At 53.8% G+C, this 19,245-nt stretch carries 13 protein-coding genes; 6 read left to right on the forward strand and 7 right to left on the reverse strand.

The genetic code is table 11. The annotated features are described in order from the left end of the window. Positions 1-4: 4 nt before the first annotated feature. The 3 genes from E2H98_RS17900 to E2H98_RS17910 form a co-directional block, all read right to left on the reverse strand. Entirely contained in the window at positions 5-3,079 is a 3,075-nt protein-coding gene (locus tag E2H98_RS17900; protein WP_133587069.1) for an efflux RND transporter permease subunit, read from the reverse strand. After that, positions 3,066-6,290: an efflux RND transporter permease subunit gene (locus E2H98_RS17905; RefSeq protein WP_133587070.1), complete on the reverse strand. Its 3,225-nt coding sequence runs from the start codon at positions 6,288-6,290 to the stop codon at positions 3,066-3,068. The genes E2H98_RS17900 and E2H98_RS17905 overlap by 14 nt, the downstream gene beginning before the upstream one ends. Positions 6,291-6,378: 88 nt before the next feature. After that, complete coding sequence (locus E2H98_RS17910) at positions 6,379-7,440, reverse strand: efflux RND transporter periplasmic adaptor subunit (protein ID WP_133587071.1); 1,062 nt, start codon at positions 7,438-7,440, stop codon at positions 6,379-6,381. 168 nt (positions 7,441-7,608) lie between these two features. On the opposite strand from E2H98_RS17910, the gene E2H98_RS17915 reads away from it, so the two are divergent. After that, a complete protein-coding gene (locus tag E2H98_RS17915; RefSeq protein WP_408634805.1) occupies positions 7,609-8,115 on the forward strand; it encodes a GAF domain-containing protein in 507 nt (168 codons plus the stop codon). Positions 8,116-8,155: 40 nt separating this feature from the next. Here the strand turns inward: E2H98_RS17915 and E2H98_RS17920 are convergent, their stop codons facing one another. Together E2H98_RS17920 and E2H98_RS17925 are read right to left on the reverse strand one after the other, a co-directional pair. Next, the gene (locus E2H98_RS17920) at positions 8,156-9,247 is read right to left on the reverse strand and encodes a tryptophan 2,3-dioxygenase family protein (RefSeq protein WP_133587072.1); all 1,092 of its coding nucleotides are present in this window, start codon (positions 9,245-9,247) and stop codon (positions 8,156-8,158) included. A gap of 112 nt (positions 9,248-9,359) precedes the next feature. Next, on the reverse strand, positions 9,360-9,818 hold the full coding sequence (locus E2H98_RS17925) for a phosphoglycerate mutase family protein (RefSeq protein WP_157591453.1): 459 nt from the start codon (positions 9,816-9,818) through the stop codon (positions 9,360-9,362). A 160-nt stretch (positions 9,819-9,978) separates the two neighbouring features. Between E2H98_RS17925 and E2H98_RS17930 the strand changes: the two genes are divergently transcribed. Together E2H98_RS17930 and E2H98_RS17935 are read left to right on the forward strand one after the other, a co-directional pair. Continuing rightward, the gene (locus E2H98_RS17930) at positions 9,979-11,373 is read left to right on the forward strand and encodes a TIGR03013 family XrtA/PEP-CTERM system glycosyltransferase (RefSeq protein WP_133587074.1); all 1,395 of its coding nucleotides are present in this window, start codon (positions 9,979-9,981) and stop codon (positions 11,371-11,373) included. A gap of 27 nt (positions 11,374-11,400) precedes the next feature. Continuing rightward, positions 11,401-12,441 carry an XrtA/PEP-CTERM system-associated ATPase gene (locus E2H98_RS17935; RefSeq protein WP_133587075.1) on the forward strand — a complete coding sequence of 347 codons (1,041 nt, stop codon included), beginning with the start codon at positions 11,401-11,403 and terminating at the stop codon, positions 12,439-12,441. Between the two features lie 73 nt (positions 12,442-12,514). Here the strand turns inward: E2H98_RS17935 and E2H98_RS17940 are convergent, their stop codons facing one another. Next, the gene (locus E2H98_RS17940; RefSeq protein ID WP_133587076.1) at positions 12,515-14,977 is read right to left on the reverse strand and encodes an acyl-CoA dehydrogenase; all 2,463 of its coding nucleotides are present in this window, start codon (positions 14,975-14,977) and stop codon (positions 12,515-12,517) included. Between the two features lie 178 nt (positions 14,978-15,155). On the opposite strand from E2H98_RS17940, the gene E2H98_RS17945 reads away from it, so the two are divergent. The 3 genes from E2H98_RS17945 to E2H98_RS17955 are packed head-to-tail and all read left to right on the forward strand — an operon-like array spanning position 15,156 to position 17,757. Next, positions 15,156-16,115 carry a carbon-nitrogen hydrolase family protein gene (locus E2H98_RS17945; RefSeq protein WP_133587077.1) on the forward strand — a complete coding sequence of 320 codons (960 nt, stop codon included), beginning with the start codon at positions 15,156-15,158 and terminating at the stop codon, positions 16,113-16,115. Between the two features lie 4 nt (positions 16,116-16,119). Continuing rightward, positions 16,120-16,968, forward strand: coding sequence for a hypothetical protein (locus E2H98_RS17950; RefSeq protein WP_133587078.1), 849 nt, complete (start codon positions 16,120-16,122; stop codon positions 16,966-16,968). Positions 16,969-16,974: 6 nt separating this feature from the next. Further along, positions 16,975-17,757, forward strand: coding sequence for a DUF481 domain-containing protein (locus tag E2H98_RS17955; RefSeq protein WP_157591454.1), 783 nt, complete (start codon positions 16,975-16,977; stop codon positions 17,755-17,757). A 169-nt stretch (positions 17,758-17,926) separates the two neighbouring features. Here the strand turns inward: E2H98_RS17955 and E2H98_RS17960 are convergent, their stop codons facing one another. Next, positions 17,927-19,234 (reverse strand): M18 family aminopeptidase, encoded by a 1,308-nt coding sequence (locus tag E2H98_RS17960; protein ID WP_133587080.1) that lies wholly within the window; start codon positions 19,232-19,234, stop codon positions 17,927-17,929. Positions 19,235-19,245 lie beyond the last annotated feature (11 nt).

Raw genomic sequence — 19,245 nt, forward strand, 5'->3', positions numbered from 1 at the left:
TGCGTTATTTAATCACAGGGTTGTAACGACCGGTCGCCCGGAATTTCGCTTCTTTCCAGACTCTGGCCTGCCAGATGCGCAGATTATCAAGTGCCGTATAAATGGTCGGCAGCACCAGCAATGTGATAAACGTCGAGAACAACAAACCACCAACGACTGCGCGCGCCATCGGATAGTAGGGCGGTGAATCGGAGTCACCGCCAATGGTGGTTTCACCGAAACACAATGGTAACAAGCCAAGCACCGTTGTGGCAGTTGTCATCAGAATCGGTCGCAATCGTTCTCGACCGGCCTGCATGATGGCGTTAGCTCGATCAATACCACTCTGTCGCAGCTGGTTGATATGATCAATGAGTACAATACCGTTGTTAACGACCACCCCCATCAGCACCAGAATGCCGATATTCGCCATGATCGTCATCGTCGTGCCGGTGGCCATGAAGAACCAGAATACGCCGACAATCGCGTAGAAAATCGAGAAGATCACGGCGGTCGGGAAAATCAACGATTCAAACATTGCCGCCATGACGATGTAAATCATCATCAATGCCAATAGCATGTTTTGCGCGAATACTTTGTTGGCTTCGCTTTCCCGATCAAACCCGCCGCCAAATCCGGCGCTGTAGCCGGGTGGCAAATCGAGCAGCTTCAACACTGGCTCGATTTTCTTGCGCATTTCTTCACCGCTCATGCCTTCGGCAACGGCCGTGACACCAATGGTGGTCTGGCGGTTTTCGCGACGAATGCGTTCGAAGCTGCGTTGCATTTCAATCGAGGCGACGGTCGACAACGGCACATGTGTGCCGTCCGGCATGAACAGCGGCAGATTCTCCAGGTCGGAAAGGGATTTACGATCTTCCTTGTTGAAAATCAATTGCACTTTGGTTTCGCCAAGGCGTGTGCGCATCGTGCGCAGCGGTTGACCGCGCATGGCGATACCGATCGAGCGCGCCACAGTATCCGGCGACAAACCGAGCGCCTGGGCTTTGTCGCGATCGACTCGGACCTGTACTTCCATTTCGCCCGAGCCGGCTTCGGAACGTACTTCATTAAAGCCTTCGATATTGCGCATCAAGTAAGCGAGCTCGTAAGACAGCTCCACCAGTTTTTCAGTGGAATCGCCAGTCAGCAGCACGCGCATATCTTCACCACCACCGAATCGGTCGCGACCGAACACCGCTTTACCGAGCGCGAACTGCGGCATTTCCTTTTGGATCAGATCGCGCAGCTCAAGCATACCCATTTCGGTACGCCGTGGTTTGTTCAGCAGTATAGTGGTACCGGCTTCATCGGTGACGAAGTAGCTATAAACGCTATCGATATCGAAGCGTTCTTTGTTCTCCAGCAACCATTGTTCGATAGGAGTGACCGCTGCTTCGACCCGCTCAACCGTATATCGACCATTGACTTCGTAGTTGATACGAATCCGGTCTTGTGCCGTTTCCTCGAACATTTCTGTTTTGACGAATTGCATCGGTAGTGCCACCGAAGCCAGCAGGCCAATGCCGATGACAAATGTCCAGACCGGATGGCGAATCGTCCAGCCCAGCAAACGGCTGTAGCGCTCGGACAGATTTTCCACCCAGGCAACATTTTGATTTTTGACTTTGATCGGCAGCTTGTACAGCAGCAGAGGAATAATCGTCAATGAGATAAACAGTGAGGCGCACAGCGAAACGGTAATGGTTTTCGCCACGTGTGAAAGAAACACGGTGATATTGATTTTTTCGCCGATGATGTTTGGCAGAAAAACGATAATGGTGGTCAGTGTACCGGTCACCACCGCAAGACCAACATGTTTGGCGCCAGCAATAATGGCGTCACGCCGCCGGTTCGGATTGCGTACTTCCTCGCGGAAAATGCTTTCACTGACGACAACGGCATTATCAACCAGCATGCCGATCGCCAGCATCAAGCCCATCATCGAAAGAATGTTTAGGGTAACGCCAGTCAGGTACATATAGGCCAGCGTCATCAGAATGGCGAATGGCACCGCGGTCGAAACGATCAGCGTTACCCACCAATTGCGCAGGAACAGGTACAGCACCAGAATCGAGAAAAGGAATCCAATGGCACCGGAAAGGCCAATATCCTGCAAACTGGTCACAACCCCTTCGGCCTGATTATCCATGACATACATTTGGATGCCTTGGAAATCGCTGCTCTTACCAACTTCCTGAATCCGCTTCATGACGGCATCAGTGGTTTCAACCAAATTAGCGCCACTTTCTCGCGACACCGACATGGCAATGGCGTCTTTCAAATCCAGATGGCGGCCAACCTCGCGGATTGGGTGACTGATGGTGACGGTGGCGATATCGGAAAGCGTCAAACCGCGATCATTGACCGGAATCGAGCGGATTTCTTCCAGCGATTGCCATTCACCAATCGGTTTGACCCGAAAGCGTTGCTGACCATCAGTGATTTGCCCCGCTGATACAGCGAAATTCTGACGCGCTAATTTGCCAGCCAATTCCTCGATACGGATACCATGGGCGGCAATTCGATCGGCATTGAGTTGAATTTCCACCTGTAATGGGTCGACGCCACCCAGTTGCACTTTCGATACACCGGGTACGGCTTCTATCGCTCGTTTCAACTTGCGATCAAGCAACTCATAGGCACGCGATAAGTCCACCGCATCAGAGGACAAACGGATTTCCAGCATCGGCTGATCGGTCGTTCGGCCGGTAAACACAAAAAGGCGCTGAAGATCAGAGGGCAGTTGATGGCGAATTGCGTCAATCTTCTCTCGCGCTTCAATGCCCTTGATTGCAGGATTCTGGTCCCAGCCGAAGAACAGCATGATCTGGGCGCCATCACCGTTGGTGTCGGAGCGAAAACGTTTGATGCCGGACAGCGTGCTGAGCACTTCTTCCACTGGGCGGGTAACCAGTCGTTCCACTTCTTCCGCACTGGCGCCTTGATAGGGAATCTGAATGAAAATGCCAGGAAACTGTACCTCTGGAAAATATTCCAGCGGCAGCAAGCGTGTGGCAACACCTCCGAGCGCCACAAAGCAAAGGAAGAACATGATCGTCGTCACCGGACGACGCAGCGATAACTCAGTGATGCGCATCGGCTTCTCCTGCTTTATCAAGCGGAAGCTGTTCTACAGGCATTTCCCGAAAATCGATAAGCGAGTACAGCACCGGTATAACGATCAGTGTCAGCAACGTTGAGACCGTCAGGCCTCCGATAACGGTGATAGCCATCGGTGAACGAATTTCCGCACCTTCACCAATGCCAAGCGCCAACGGCAGCATGCCGAGTACCGTGGTCAGCGTGGTCATCAGAATCGGACGCAAGCGATTCTCGCCGGCCTGAATAATGGCCGTTTGCTTGTCTACGCCTTCGCGTCGCAGTTGGTTGATGCGGTCGATCAGCACGATGGCGTTGTTGACGACAATACCGGCCAGCAGAATCATGCCGAGAAAGACGACAACACTGATGGTATTGCCAGTGATAAATAGCGCGAGGACGGCACCAATCGATGCCAACGGTACGCTGAACATGATAATGAATGGGTGCAGCAGTGATTCGAACTGCGAGGCCATGACCAGATAGACCAGGAAGATCGCCAACGCCAAAGCAAACATCAGCGAGCGGAACGAGTTCTGCATTTCTTCGCTTTGGCCGCCGATGTCGATGGTGATGCCCGGCGGTGTTTGCGTTTGGTCAATCAGCGCTTGTAAGGCTTTGGCACCTTCGCCCAGGTCACCGTAACGTAGATTGGTGGAGATCACCGCGACACGTTCCTGGCCAATACGATGAATCTCACTTGGGCCAATGGTTTGACGAATATCGGCGACGGCGCTCAGCGGTATGATGCGTTGGGCGGTGCCGCCAATAATCAGAGAACGCACTTCTTCAATCGAGTCACGATTCTGCTCGTCGACGCGCACAACGACATCGATTTTGCGGTCACGGAAGGCGTACTTGGTCGCGATATCGCCGCGTAACTTCTTGACCACGGTTTGTGCAATTTCCGGAACGGCCAGATTCAGGCTGGCAGCTTTTTCATGATCAAAAATAATCTGCAGTTCCGGGTGACCTTGCTCGATCGTTGACTGGATATCGCTAAAGCGGTCATTGGCCTTCATCCGCGTGACCAGCTGGTTCGATATCGATTTCAAGGTATCGAGGTCGTATCCGTAAATTTCAATTTCCAATGGGGTTTTGAAACTGAACAGCGCTCGCCGTTCGATTTGTACCTGGACACCAGGCAAGTTGCGCAAGTCATCGCGCAGCCGTTGCATGACGGCGGCTTCGGTTTCCTTGTTGACCGGTTTTTTCAGTACGACATTCAACTCGCCAAAGTTTTCACCGCCTCGATCCGGTGAGGCATCAAGTCGGTTGCCGGTACCGGTTACAGTGAAAGTGCGATCCACTTCGGAATAGTTGCTGGCGATTTGGTGGGCTTGCAGCATGATGGCATCAGTGCGTTGCAAGGGGGTGCCCGGTTCGGCCCGTAAATAGGCAACGAACTCGCCTTGCGCTAACTGTGGAATCAATTCAACACCGATTCGTGGCACCAATGCCAAGGTGAACACAAACAGCATCACCGCGACGGACAGCACCGTAGCGCGCTTTCTCAAGGCCCAATGAATGCTGCGGTCATAGGCGCTAGCCAATGCCCGATAGGCTTTATCGAAACCGAAAAGTATCGGCTTCCAAAAGTAATGTAAGCCTTTCGCCACTGCGCCAAACACCCACATGACCCAGGACAATACCGGCGCGTAAACATTGATTCGACGTTTGCGATAAAGCTCTTGGTCGCTTTCGATTAATGTCGGGCGTGTGCCCGATGCGCTCATCATTGGCACCAACGACACGGCGATCACCAGTGATACCAATAGAGAGAACGTGACCGTCAATGCTTGATCGCGGAATAACTGTCCGGCCACGCCTTCGACAAATACCAGAGGCAAGAATACGGCAACCGAGGTCAGCGTCGATGCGGTAACCGCGCCTGCCACTTCTTTGGTGCCATTGATGGCTGCATCCCAAACCGATTGGCCTTGCTGTCGGTAGCGATCAATGTTTTCCAGCACGACAATGGCGTTATCGATCAACATGCCGATGGCCAACGCCAATCCACCCAGCGACATGATGTTCAGGCTAACATTGGCTGCGTACATCAAGTTGAATGAAATGATCACCGCAATGGGAATCGAAGCGGCGACAATCATTGTTGCGCGCAGATTACGCAGGAACAGAAACAACACGATGGTAGCGAGTACACCGCCCTGAATACCGTTCAGCATCACTTCGTCGATAGCGGCTTTGATGAATGTCGATTGGTCGAATATGACATCAAGTTTTAGCTCTTCACCAAGTGATTTACGGAGAAATTCCAGCCGCTGGTTGACTCGTTCCGCGACGGTGACGGTGTTGGCATCGCCTTCCTTGTAAATGGCGATTTCAATCGACTCTTCGCCATTAATGCGGGTAATCGCTTCGCGCTCTTTGTAGCGCATGGCGACATCGGCGATATCACGCAAATAGACCGGCTTACCTTGAACCCGGGCGACAATGGTATTGGCCATTTCCTCAACAGAACGGTACTGGTTAATCGTGCGTACCAGCATCCGTTGCGCGCCTTCTTCCAGCCGGCCACCGCTTAGGTTGACGTTTTCGGCTTTCAGGTGTTGGGCAATTTGCTCGATGCTCAGATTCAGTTGCGACAGCTTTTCCTGGTCAATGCTGATTTGCACTTCGTCCTCAAAACCGCCGCTGATTTTCACGGCGGCGACGCCTTCAACCGCCTCCAGTTGCTTTTTCACCTGCTCATCGGCAACGCGACGCAGCCAGGTTAACTGTTGCTCCCGCATTTTTGCGCTGGCATCAGTCGATACCGTTTGCGACAGCGACAGTCGCTGAATCGGGTCTAGCGATGGATTGAAGCGAAGCAGGCTAGGGCGTTCGATATCCAATGGCAGTTGCACGATATCGAGTTTTTCACGTACATCGATACCCGCCAGGCCCATATCGGTGCCCCAGGCAAATTCCAGCAGTACATCCGATTGGCCGGCGCGGGAAATCGATTTGACGGTATGCACGTTTTTGATCACGCCAACGGCTTCTTCGATCGGTTTCGAAATCAGGTTTTCCACTTCAGCCGGTGCTGAACCAGGATAGTTGGTGCGGATCGTGAGGGTTGGATAGGACAAATCGGGCAGCAGCGTCAGGCCGAGACGATTCAGCAGCACCATGCCAAACACCAGCAAGGCCACGGTTGCCATCGAGACCGTAACCGGTCGGCGCATCGAGAGTTCGATTAAATTCATGTTCTTGTCTTCGTCTCGCAGATAGAAAATGCCTGCGCCCGAGTTTTCATCGTCTGAAAAAGTTCGGGCGTTCCGTTATCGCTGCTTACTAGGGATTGGTGATGGCGACTTTGGCCTCGTGCTTGAGGCTATTTTGTCCGGTGGTCACGATGAGTTGTTGCTGATCGACACCGGCTAGAATCTCGGCGTGCTTGTCATCGACAAAACCCACTTCAACCGGTGTTCGGTAGGCGGTGTTGTCCTTGATGACAAACAGGCTGGTGCGGCCATCTTCATTGAGCACGGCTTCCTTGGCGACCAATATGGCATCCTGATGTTGTGCGTACGTAATGGCAACTCGGCCGAACATGCCGGGCTTCAGCAAATTCTCTTTATCGTTCACGGCCAGTGTGACTTTGAAGGTACCGGTTGCGGCATCGACGACCGGGCTGATGCGCAGGATGTTGGCCAGAAATACCTTGCCAGGGCGAGCATCGACGGCAACCATTGCCGGCAATTGCAGTTTCAGTTTGGCAATATCGCGCTCTGGCACATGGACGACCGCGAGCAGCGGATCAAAGTCGGTGATTTCGTAAACGGGCTGATGCAACGCAACCATGTTGCCGACTTTGACCATACGTTTGGAAATAACGCCGCCAATCGGTGCTCGCACGGTGGCGTTGGTCAGATCCAGTTTGACCAATTCATAAGCAGCCTTTTGCGCTTCATAATCAAACTTCAGCTTGTCGTAGACATCGGAGGAAATCAGGCTTTTCGCGAACAACTGACGGGTGCGCTCCAAGTCGGATTCCAGCTTTTTCAGGTTGATTTCCGCGCGCTCTTTTTCCAGCTGCAATTTTTCGGTGTCAAGCTGCACCAGCGGATCGCCGGCTTTGACTTTCTGGCCTTCTTCGGCGAAAAGCTGCATCGCGACACCGCTGACTTTGGCGACGACTACCGCATGCTCTTCGGCTTCCAGTGTGCTGGTACTGGTCAACGTGGCGGCGATATCGCCACGCAAAGCGGGCTTGACTTCAACCGGCAGCGACACCACCTCTTTTTTCTCTTCTTCTTTCTTGGGTTCGTCGGAGTTGGCGTCATTGGTGCAAGCTGAAACAACCAGCAGGGCGCTGGCCATCAACAGGAGAATACTGGCGCGATTAGGCATCATCGGGTTCCTGGGACGTGCGGATTTAAGTTTAGTATGACGGTGCAAAATGTGAATTCTGCACACAATCTGTAACGGTATATGACGGAACTAATCCGGTTTTGGTTTAGTTTGTGCAGAAAATAGGTCGTCAAGCTACAATGCGTGCCCGTTTTGGCTGGAACAAATACCATGCACGCTGACGACTTGACCGCACTTGATATGTCCACTCCCGATAAAAAACGTTCCGCTTATCAGGAGTTGTTGATGCAGGCCGAAGCCTTGTTTGCCGGCGAGCGCGACTGGCTGGCCAATGCCAGTCAATTCAGCGCGTTGATTGGGCAACAGCTGCCGGACTTGAATTGGGCGGGCTTTTATCTGAATAAAGCTGGCGAGCTGGTACTGGGGCCATTCCAGGGCAAGGTTGCCTGTGTGCGCATTCCGTTCGACAAAGGCGTTTGTGGCGCCTGTGCCCGCAGCCGCGAAATTCAGGTGATTGAAGACGTGCACCAGTTTCCGGGACATATCGCCTGTGACGGCGCCTCGAATGCCGAGCTGGTATTGCCGGTGATGGTCAATGGCGAGTTGTGGGGCGTGTTCGATATCGATAGCCCGCGGCACGGACGTTTTGACCAGATTGATGCCGAAGGCGTTAATCGCTGTCTCGACGTGTTTATTCGCGCCAGCGATTTTTCCTGAGTATTGTTTCGGGTTTCGAGGTCGGCTAACCGGCCTCTACTTACCGGTTGGCATTGAAATCCAGAGCGGCTTTCAGTGACTGCGGCAAGGCCGGTAAGGCTGAGCGCGGCAGCAGGAATGTTGACAATAGGCTCAAGTCGCGGAAGAAGCGATTGTTCTCGGTGGTCTGTTTCAAGTAATCGCTGCCGGATGAGCCGCCAGTGCCGATCTTGGCACCAATCATCCGCTGCACCATCATCACATGGCGATAACGCCACATCGTGAAGTTCTCATCAAGCTGTACCAGCGCCGTCAACAGTCGGAACGGTTGGTGCAGGATTGGCTCATCCCGATACAGGTTGATAAATACCGAAGCGAGCAGGGCGCGCTGACTGAAACGAAAGCGGCCGGATTGGCGCAGCTCCTCATAGCGCTCGCTGTCCAGCAGACAATTGAAGGTTTCTCCAATATTGCCAACCTCGCGTAACTGGAAGTCACGTTCCTGCTGACTCAGGTTCGGATGATTGGCGACGATATGCCGCTCTTGCTCCAGCATTTCATCAATGGCTTTGCGGTAAGCCTGCCAGAAATCGAATTCGGTGGTGCTGATAAACGGTATCCGGGCCAGCCAGGCTTCGACATGGTCGTGCAGGTTTGGCAGCGTTTCCAGGTTGATCAGATGATTGCGGTCATGCTCGTTCAAGCGCGAATAAAAACTCTGCTGGTCGAAGTTGATGCGTTGATTGGCGCGCAAGCCCAGCCGGATCTCGATTTCCTTGAACTGAATGCTTTGGAATCCCGAAGCGGGAATCAAGTAATCGCGGAAGTCGAGGAAATCCAGTGGTGTCATCGTCTCCAGCACACTCAGTTGCTGGATCATCACGGTTTGAATCTGATGGATGCGCTCCAGTCGGGCGATGACGGCGCCGAGTTCCCGCTCATTGATTTTGGTCTGCGACATGACCAGGTCGACGTCGCGCAGCTCGTGCAGAATCTGTTTGAACCAGAGTTCATAAGCCTGGTGCACGATGATGAAAAGCAACTCATCGTGCGCTTCGACACCGTAATCCGGGCTCACGGGCTGCTGGGCGCCGAGCAATTTATCGAGGTGCAGGTATTCGCCGTAATAACAGGGCTTCAGATTCTTTTGCATGAGCGTGGTTACCGAAATCAGAAGGGGCGGGCTAACTCAGCCCGCCGCCTTGAATAGATCATTTTTATTGGCATCGTGAAAAATTATAACGCAGCGCTGAGCTCAGCAAGGTCTATTCGCCGAACCGCGATTTTTGAACGGTCGCGCTGCCGCCCTGAATTTTCACCTTATATAGGTCACCATAAAGGCTTTCGTCGAATTCGCTGGCGGACTCGGCGATACCGGCCGCGCGCAGCATTTCCGGCAGAGTATTGGAGTGGCCAACCACCAGAATCGGGCCGGGCTGGCCGGACTGCAGCCACTGTTGCACGAACGCCACCGATTCCCGCGCGTCGTACTGCTGCACCGGCAGTAATTTCTGAGTGGCGGTTGGGGTAGCGGTCAGGCGTGTGCGTTGATACGCCGTCGCATAAACGGCTTGTAGCGGCACATCACGCAATAATGTCGCCAACGCCTCGGCACGACGCTGACCCGTTTCAGTCAGACCCGGATCGCGTTCGCCCGGTGTCTGCATTTTCTCGGCATGGCGGACAAAATAGATTTCCTGAGTCTGTGCTTTATTATCAGCCATTACTGGTGTTCCAATGAATAAAAGCGTCAGAATGAGCCGTAGTCCCTTTGTCCAAAGGCAGGCTTTACTTATATAATCGCGTCTCATGTTCGTCACAGTATAGCCGTGGCCACGGGAACAGGCCGGTTGTCGGTCTCCAAAGACTTTCAGGACTAAGGGAATGGTTCGCATTTTCAAACACTATATTCCACGTTCGTTGTTTGTATTGGCATTCGTGGAATTCGCGTTGCTGATGCTGTCATTCCACGCTGGTGTGTTGATTCGCTTCGATGGCAATCCCGAAGTCAGCACCCATCTGACCAATATTCCTCTTGAGTACAAATCAGGCAGTTTTGCCCTGATCTGCGCGCTATTGTTGGTCGCGATGGGGCTGTATCAGCGCCAGCAGCGGGCCGATTATCGCACGGTTGCGATTCGCCTGATCTGGAGTTTTCTGATCGCGTTACCGGTGCTATTGACGGCGTTCTATCTGGTGCCCGATCTGTACGTTGGCCGTGGCGCCTTTGCCTGGAGCCTTGGCGTCGCGTTTCTGGCGTTGTTGATCAGCCGCTTCGTTTACCTGCAATTCACTAACACGGCGCTGTTGTCTCGTCGAGTGCTGATCGTCGGCACCGGCAAAGCGGCGCAGACCCTTGAACAACTAAAACGTCGTAGTGACTGGCAGGGTGTTTCCCTGATCGGCTTCTTGCATCTGCGTGGTGACCACGACGAAATCGATAGCAGCAAAGTCATTCGCTCTGAAAAAGCGCTGCTCGATATCTGCGCGGAGTTCGGCGCCGACGAGGTAGTCGTTGCGGTCGAGGAAAACCGTAAAAATTATCCGATTGAAGAAATCATTGAGTGCAAGTTGCACGGCGTACAGGTCACTGAACTGTCGACCTTTTACGAGCAGCGCACCGGCCGTATTCATCTCGATGCCTGGTCGCCGCACCGGATGATTTTTATCGAAGGCTTCGATGCCAGCTTTTCCCGGGTTGCCGTCAAGCGCTTGTTTGATCTTTGTGTTTCGTTGTTCGGCTTGATTCTGGCAGCACCATTGATGCTGGTAACGATGCTGGCGATCAAACTGGAAAGTGCGAAAGATCCGATCATCTACAAACAGGTGCGGGTAGGGCAGCATGGTCATGTGTTCTCGATTCTGAAATTCCGCTCCATGGTGACCAATGCCGAGCAAAACGGTGCGGTTTGGGCCTCGAAGAACGATCCACGGGTGACCAAGGTTGGTGCCTTTATCCGCAAGACCCGCTTGGATGAGCTGCCGCAGTTATGGAACGTATTCGTTGGCGACATGAGCTTTGTTGGTCCGCGTCCCGAGCGACCGGTATTCGTTGACCAACTGACCCAAAAAATTCCGTTTTACGCGATGCGCCACAGGGTTAAGCCTGGTATTACCGGCTGGGCCCAGGTCAATTACCCATACGGCGATTCCGAAGCCGATACCCGCGAAAAACTGCAATACGATTTGTATTACATCAAGAACTACAGTCTGTTTCTCGATCTCACCATTCTATTTCAAACCGCGGAGGTGGTTTTGTGGCGCAAAGGATCGCGCTGACACGCCCGGCACAACAGGAGTCATGCCATGTATGAGTCATATTACAAACTGAGCGGAAAGCCATTCCAGTTGGCACCCGATCCGTATTTCTTCTTCGGTAGCAGTACCCACAAGCGCGCACTGGCCTATTTGAAATATGGCGTTTCGCAAAGCGAAGGCTTCATCGTCGTTACCGGCGATGTTGGCACTGGCAAAAGCACCTTGGTGCGCACGCTGTTCAATACACTGGAGCAGAAGAACGATTTGATCGCCGGGCAACTGGTCAACACCCAACTCGATTCCACCAACGTGTTACGCATGGTTGCTGCCACCTTTGGCCTGGCCCATCAAGCTGCCGACAAAACCAGCCTGCTGAAAAACATCGAAAACTTTCTGATGGCCCGCCAGCGCGAAAACAAGCGTTGTATGCTGGTTGTCGACGAAGCGCAGAACCTGCCAATGGAATCGCTGGAAGAACTGCGCATGCTGTCGAATCTGCATTTCAAAGGCAAAATCCTGCTGCAGGTGTTTTTGCTTGGCCAATCGGAGTTTCGCGACAACTTGCGTCATCCGAACCTGGAGCAAGTTCGTCAGCGGATTACCGCGTCCTATCACCTTGCGCATCTGGATGAAACTGAAACTCAAGGCTACATCGAGCACCGCCTGAAAAAAGTCGATTGGCAGGAAGACCCGTTGTTCACTCGCGAGGCCTACCGGGCGATCTTCGAGTGCACCCAAGGCGTGCCGCGCCGGATCAACACCCTATGCGATCGGCTGCTACTGTTCGGCTTTCTGGAAGAAAAACACACCATTGACGACGAAATTGTGCGCGTGGTGGCCGCCGAATTGAAAGCCGAGCTGATGGTGCCAGAAACCGAGCAACAACCCGTGCACAAAGGCGGCAATGGCGCCGACCGTCCTGCCGTTGTTGCCATGAACGGTAACCTGGAGCAGCGAGTACAGTTTCTGGAGCAGGAGCTGGAAAGAATGCGCACACGTTTTGAGAAAGAGCGTGATTACATGCGAAAAATTGTCGCTATCAGCTTCAATTTTGATGAAGAGCACGAGTATCAGCATCGGATGAAGTAATCAGGCCAAGGATTGCTTTTTAAAAAAAAAGAGCAGCTGAAAAAATCAGCTGCTCTTTTTCGTTGAGGCTTGGTCAAGCCACTTTGTTTTCGGCCTTGCCTTTTTCTTGCTGGATGAACTGGGCTCGCACCAGATCTGCCGGGTCAAAATCGTCAACGGCGATGATCTTGCGGCGCAAGGTCTCCTGACGTTCCAACAATTCCAGTTCCGAACTGGACACGCGTTTTTCTGCTTTGGCTTTTTCCAGTACAACCTTCGGTAGAGCTGATTTGTATTCACCGCCGAGTTCCTTGCGCAAGCGCTTCCAAATCGGTTCGGCGGCGACGGTGTCCTCAAGACACTGCTGCAGTTCGGCAAAGCGGTTATTGGCGCTTGGCTCCAGGTACATTGGCTCGATCAATGCCTGACGGGCAATACCGGGTTGCACCAGCAGTTTCGCAATCTGATGGCTCAGGCGATCGCCAGGTGCTTTGAATGAGCGGCCGTAGGGGAAGCTGATAAAGCGCAGAGCGCGGCCGAACAAACGATTCGGGAAGTTGTCGGACAAACCGTAAATCGCTTCTTGAGCTTTGAACAGCGCATTTTCAACAGCGTATTGCACCAGCGCTTTTTCTTCCGCTGGACGGCCTTTATCGTGGAAGAACTTCAGTGTTGCCGAAGCGATATATAAATGACTCAGGATATCGCCAAGACGTGCTGACAAGCGCTCACGACGCTTCAGTGAACCGCCAAGCACGGCCATGCTGATATCGCTCCAGAACGCCAACACGGCAGACAGGCGACCGAGTTGCTGATAGTAGCGACCGGTGAAATCGCTGACCGGTTTCGCCGCTAGGCGCGCACCGGTCAAACCGAGCCAAAGCGAACGGACTTTGTTCGACATGGCAAAGCCAATGTGACCCCAGAGCGCATGGTCGAAATCTTTTTTGCCTTTCTGCTGATCCGGATTTTGCGCGGCCATCATTTCCGGCAGCACATAAGGATGGCAGCGAATCGCGCCCTGACCATAGATGATCAAATTGCGGGTAAGGATGTTGGCGCCCTCGACGGTAATGCCGATCGGCTGACTGACATAACCCATGCCGAGATAGTTGTTCGGCCCGAGGCAGATGCCTTTGCCGCCATGCACGTCCATCGCGTCGATGATCGCCTGACGACCATTTTCGGTGGCGTGATATTTGACGATGGCACTGGCAACTGAGGGCTTTTCACCGGCATCGACAGCGGCAGTAGTGAATGTACGCACGGCATCGGTGGCGTAAGCAAGACCGCCAATGCGACCGAGCATTTCCTCGATGCCTTCCATCTGGCCAATCGGGGTACGGAATTGTTGACGAATACGGCCGTAAGCGCCGGCGGTATGCGCTGCAACTTTGGTGCCGGCGGTTCCGCTGGAAGGCAGGGATATTGCCCGGCCTGCCGACAGGCACTCGACCAGCATGCGCCAGCCCTGGCCAGCCATTTTGGCGCCGCCAATGATGTAGTCGAGCGGTACGAAGACTTCCGAACCCTGAGTCGGACCATTCTGGAACGGTACGCCGAGCGGCCAGTGACGGCGGCCGATGATGACGCCTTTGGTCGTGGTCGGGATCAATGCACAGGTGATGCCCAGATCTTCAGTTTCACCAAGCAGATGTTCAGGATCCTGCAATTTGAACGCCAGGCCTAAAACGGTGGCGACCGGTGCCAGCGTGATATAGCGCTTGTCCCAGGTCAGGCGCATGCCGACGATTTCCTTGCCTTCCCATATGCCTTTACAAATGATGCCGACGTCCGGAATGCTGCCGGCATCAGAACCGGCTTCTGGCGAGGTCAGCGCAAAGCAGGGAATTTCCAGGCCTTTGGCCAGGCGTGGCAGGTAGTAGTTTTTCTGATCATCGGTGCCGTAGTGCAGCAGCAGTTCAGCCGGGCCCAGTGAGTTCGGTACCGATACGGTACTGCCGAGGGTTGGGCTGACTGAATTCAGCGCGATCAGAATTTGCGAGTGAGCGTAGGCGGAGAATTCGCGGCCACCGTAACGGCGCGGAATAATCAGCGAGAAAAAGCCTTCGTCTTTCAGGTACTGCCAGACTTCTGGTGGCAGATCGGCGCGCTCATGGGCGACTTCCCAATCGCTGACCATGCCGCAAACGGTTTTCACCGGGCCGTCCATAAAGGCTTGTTCTTCAGCGGACAAGCGCGGCGCCGGCAGGTTATGCAGCGTGCGCCAGTTCGGCATGCCAGAGAACAGCTTGGCTTCCCACCAGGTGGTGCCGGCTTCCAACGCCTCTTTCTCGGTGCGGGAGATGCTCGGCATGACCTTTTTATAGACACCGAACAACGGATTCGACAGCAACGCCCGGCGTAGTACCGAAACGTTCAGCAGCACGGCGGTGACAGCAAAAGCGATCCACCAGCCGTAGCCGGCGATGCCTGCCCAACTGAAGACGGCCAGTACGACCGCCACCATCACAGAGCTGGGGCCGAGGCCAAAACGGTGGTAAGCACAGAAACTGATGGCGGTGAGCAGCGCCAGAATGAGCCAAAGCGTAGTCATAAGGCCGGTCCTGTAAGTGGTCGGAGCAGTAATAATCGCAAGTTATACCCTGAACCGATTCGACGTCAAGTCTGATCGCGGGCTCTTGGCCGAACATTCCGTTACGATTGGCGCGTTTCCGTCGTTTATGCTTTTCGGCATGCTCGGTGTTTTTGGTTGATCAAGAAGGCGAATGACGATGTCGGCAAGCTTGCAGATTGCTCTCGCGCAAATCGCGCCGGTCTGGCTCGATAGGGCTGCAACGACGGCGAAAATCCTTGGAGCGATTGAGGAAGCGGCGAAACAGGGCGCGCAACTGGTCGCTTTCGGTGAGGCATTGTTGCCAGGTTATCCGTTCTGGCTGGAACACACCGACGCGGCCCGTTTTGAATCGGCGCAACAAAAGCGTTGGTACGCGCTGTATCGCGAGCAGGCGGTTTGCATTGAAAGGGGCGATCTGAGCGACATCTGCCGTCTCGCCGCCCAGAAACACATTGCGGTGGCGCTCGGCAGCATTGAAGCGCCGAGCAATCGCGGCGGCAGTTGTTACGCCTCGGCCGTGTATATCAATGGCAACGGTGAAATCGAGTCGGTGCATCGCAAGCTGATGCCAACTTACGAAGAGCGCTTGGCTTGGGCAATCGGCGATGGCAATGGTTTGGTCACGCACGCTTGTGGCCCGTTCACTGTTGGAGTGTTGAATTGCTGGGAAAATTGGATGCCGCTGGCGCGCGCGGCGATGTATGCGCAAGGTGAGAACCTGCATGTTGCGATCTGGCCCGGCAATCTGCGCAACACCATTGATATCACCCGTTTCATGGCGCGTGAGGGTCGCAGCTTTGTCATGTCGGTATCAGGTTTGATGCGAGCTTCGGATATTCCTGATCATTTACCGGATGCGGCACTGCTGAAAGAAAAATTGCCGAAATCGATGGCCAACGGTGGCAGTTGCATCGCCGCGCCGGACGGCGAATGGCTGGTTGAGCCCATTTGTGATCGGGAAGTAGTGCAAACCGCAGAAATCGTACTGGATAAAGTTTGGCAGGAACGGCAAAATTTTGATCCCTGCGGACATTACTCACGCCCCGATGTCCTGCGCTTGCAGCTAAATCGCGAACGTCAGCAAACGCTTGCCGACGACACCAGCAGAGAGTCATAAGAAATTGCAAAACAGCACCGCAAAAATTGCCATCGCCGTCCTGCACGGCATGGGCGAGCCAAATACCCATCAAACGGTCGAGCTGAAACATCGGGTCACCGAGCGTTATCTGGCGCTCGATAAGCATTTTCGCGAAGACGATTTGGTCTGGCACACGGTCGAGTGGGGCGAGTCGCTGTTACCGAAGCAGCAAGCGCTGAAGAAGGCGGTTAACTACCGCAACGATCTGGATTATCCGGGCCTGCGCGAATTGTTCTGCCGATTTTTCGGCGCGGCGCTGTCTTATCGTTCGGAAAGCGACTGGAATATCAAGGAGCAAATTGATTCGCGTTTGCGCGAACATTTCGGTCGTCTGGCCAGTCATCGCCGGGTGCAACCGGGGCATACGCCACTGGTGATTCTGTCGCATTCGTTCAGCAGCGTGCTGCTGGCTGAATACATCAACGAAATGCACCATCGTCAGCGCGAGCAGGGGGATGTTGCCGGTCTGACGCCGATGGAGCAATTCGATACGCTGGCTGGCCTGATTACGTTCGGCAGTCCGCTCGCGGTTTACAGCGTATTCACCGGGCATTTGTCGCAAGCCTTGAATATTACCGGCCGTGCCTTGCCGCAACGCAGTCGCGACGCGGTAAAATGGTTGAACTTCTATGACAAGGACGATGTCATCGCTTATCCGCTGAAGGGCATCAACGAAGCATGGAATCAGGCGGTAAGCGAAGAATACGAAATCAATGTCGGCAGCGCCGCCACCTCGTGGAATCCGGCCTGCCACAATGAATACTGGGATGATGAAGATTTCTTCAAGCCGGTCGCGAAATATCTGGCCGGCCTTCGCAAAACGCTGGAGTAAAGAGTGGTGAAGTGGCAACACCCGATAAGCCGCTGTCTACAAGCGGCTTTTTTGTTTGGTCTGGGTATCGGTAATGCTCAGGCCATCGTCAATATCGAAAACCTGCGTGCGCAACCAACCCGTTTGGGCTGGAGCGGCAACACCGACGTATCGCTGGAATGGCGCAGTGGCAACTCCGATCGTCAAAACGTGCGGCTCGGCGCCCGTCTCGATTGGTTCGATGGCGAGGATAATTTTTTCACGGTACTGTCCTACGATTACGGCGAGTCGCTAGGTGAAACCAACACCGACAACATGGTCGTCCACAGCCGATATATCGATGCTCATACCCGTGTGTTCGCGACCGAATATTTTGCCCAGGTCGAGCAGAATGAATTCCGACGTTTGGAAAGCCGTAGTCTGCTTGGTGGCGGTCTTCGTTATTCGATTGAAAACGACGAAAAAGATATCAAGAACGCGTTTGCCGCTGGTTTGTTCTACAGCATGGAGCGAATCAATCCCACCGCCAGTGATGTTCAACGTGATGAGGATGGCATCTACGGTAACTTTTACTGGGTATTCAATTACAAAATCAATGAGCGCAGTTCATTGGTCAACACCCTGTACTACCAACCGGCGCTGTCTGGCGTCAGCGGTTTTCGCGCGCTGGATTTGTTTGCCTTCAATGTGCAAATCGATGGTCGCTTGAGCCTGCGGGTGTCGGCAACGGTGGAGCACGACAGTGAACCACCGGAAGGCGTTGAGGATACCGATATTGCCGTGCTGACTGGTTTGAGTTACGAATTTTAAAAAATAAAAAATCCTGGTTAAACCAAGAGCCAATCGGTAAATCAAATTTTATGTCACTCCCGCGTAGGCGGGAGTCCAGTTGACGTTCATAACGTATCTGGATTCCCGCCTGCGCGGGAATGACAGAATCTTTTAACTGATTGGCACCGAACGAAAATTAGGTTCTTTTTTAATGCTGCAGGAATGCTTCCATAAACTTCACGTAATGGAACTGATCGTCGGCGCCGCCACTTTCGCGGGCACTGTGCATCGCCCACATCGGCACGCCGACATCAAGCGTGCGGATACCGATGCGTGAAGCGCTCAATGGCCCGATTGTGCTACCGCAGGATAAATCGGCGCGATGCACATATTTCTGCGACGGCACACTGGCTTTTTCGGCCAACTGAGTGAATAGCGCCTCGCCGTAGCCATCGGTGGCGTAACGCTGGCTGCTGTTGATTTTCAGCGCCACACCTTGATTGACTTTCAGGTGATGCAGACCGTCATAGCAATCGTTATGCGATGGGTGCCAGGCATGAGCCATGTCGGCGCTCAATAACCAACTATTGGCCAGGCTGCGACGATAGCTGTCGCGCGCAGTGGATTCAATGGCGCAAATCCGTTCGATGACATCCTGCAGAAAGCTGCCGTCGGCACCGGTGTAGCTGGTGCTGCCGACCTCTTCGTGATCGAATAACGCGATCATTTGCGTAGCCTTGCCGGCCTTACTGTTCAGCAGCGCTTCGAGAGCGGCGTGACAGGAAGCGAGATTATCGAGCTGACGTACCGCGATGAATTCGTCATCAACACCGAAAAAGGCGCCGGGTTGGGCGTCGTAAGGCAGCAATTCGAAACCGAGCAGATCGCTGCGATCAATGCCGGGTTCCTGACAAAGCCAATGACTGAACGCATCGCGTGCCGGCAGCGCCTGTTGTAAGGCACTGAGCAGCAGATTCAAGTCACGGTGTTTGTGCACTTTCAGGCCGTCATCATTGACGTTTCGATTCAAGTGGATAGGCAAGTTCGGCATACGAACGACGGCGCGAGTGCTGTTGTACAGCATCGAGCGGACGCCATCCTTGCTGGTACTGTCGCGTATCAGCAAGCGCCCAGCCAAGGCCAAATCGCGGTCAGTGAAAGTAGCCAGGATCGGGCCGCCATACACTTCACAATTAAGCCGCAAATATCCGCCGTTTTCCTGGGCGCCGGAGGTTTTCACCCGCATGCCAGGCGAATCGGTATGGGCGCCGATGATGCGCAAGCCGTGTTGCTCGGTTTTTTCGCCGACGATAAAAGCAATGACTGAAGCATCCTGACGGGTGACGAAATAACGACCATGGGTTTGCAATTGCCAAGAGTCGGTTTCCAGCAAGCGCGTGAAACCGGCTTGCTGCAGCCTTGCGCAGGTACTGGCGACGGCATGCCAGGGCGTTGGACTTTGCTCGATGAAATCCAGCATGGCTTTCGCGACGGGGCGGTATTGGCTTGCGGTCATGGGAATGAAAA

The organism is Permianibacter aggregans (assembly GCF_009756665.1).
In the GTDB taxonomy this organism is placed as follows: Bacteria; Pseudomonadota; Gammaproteobacteria; order Enterobacterales; family Permianibacteraceae; genus Permianibacter; species Permianibacter aggregans.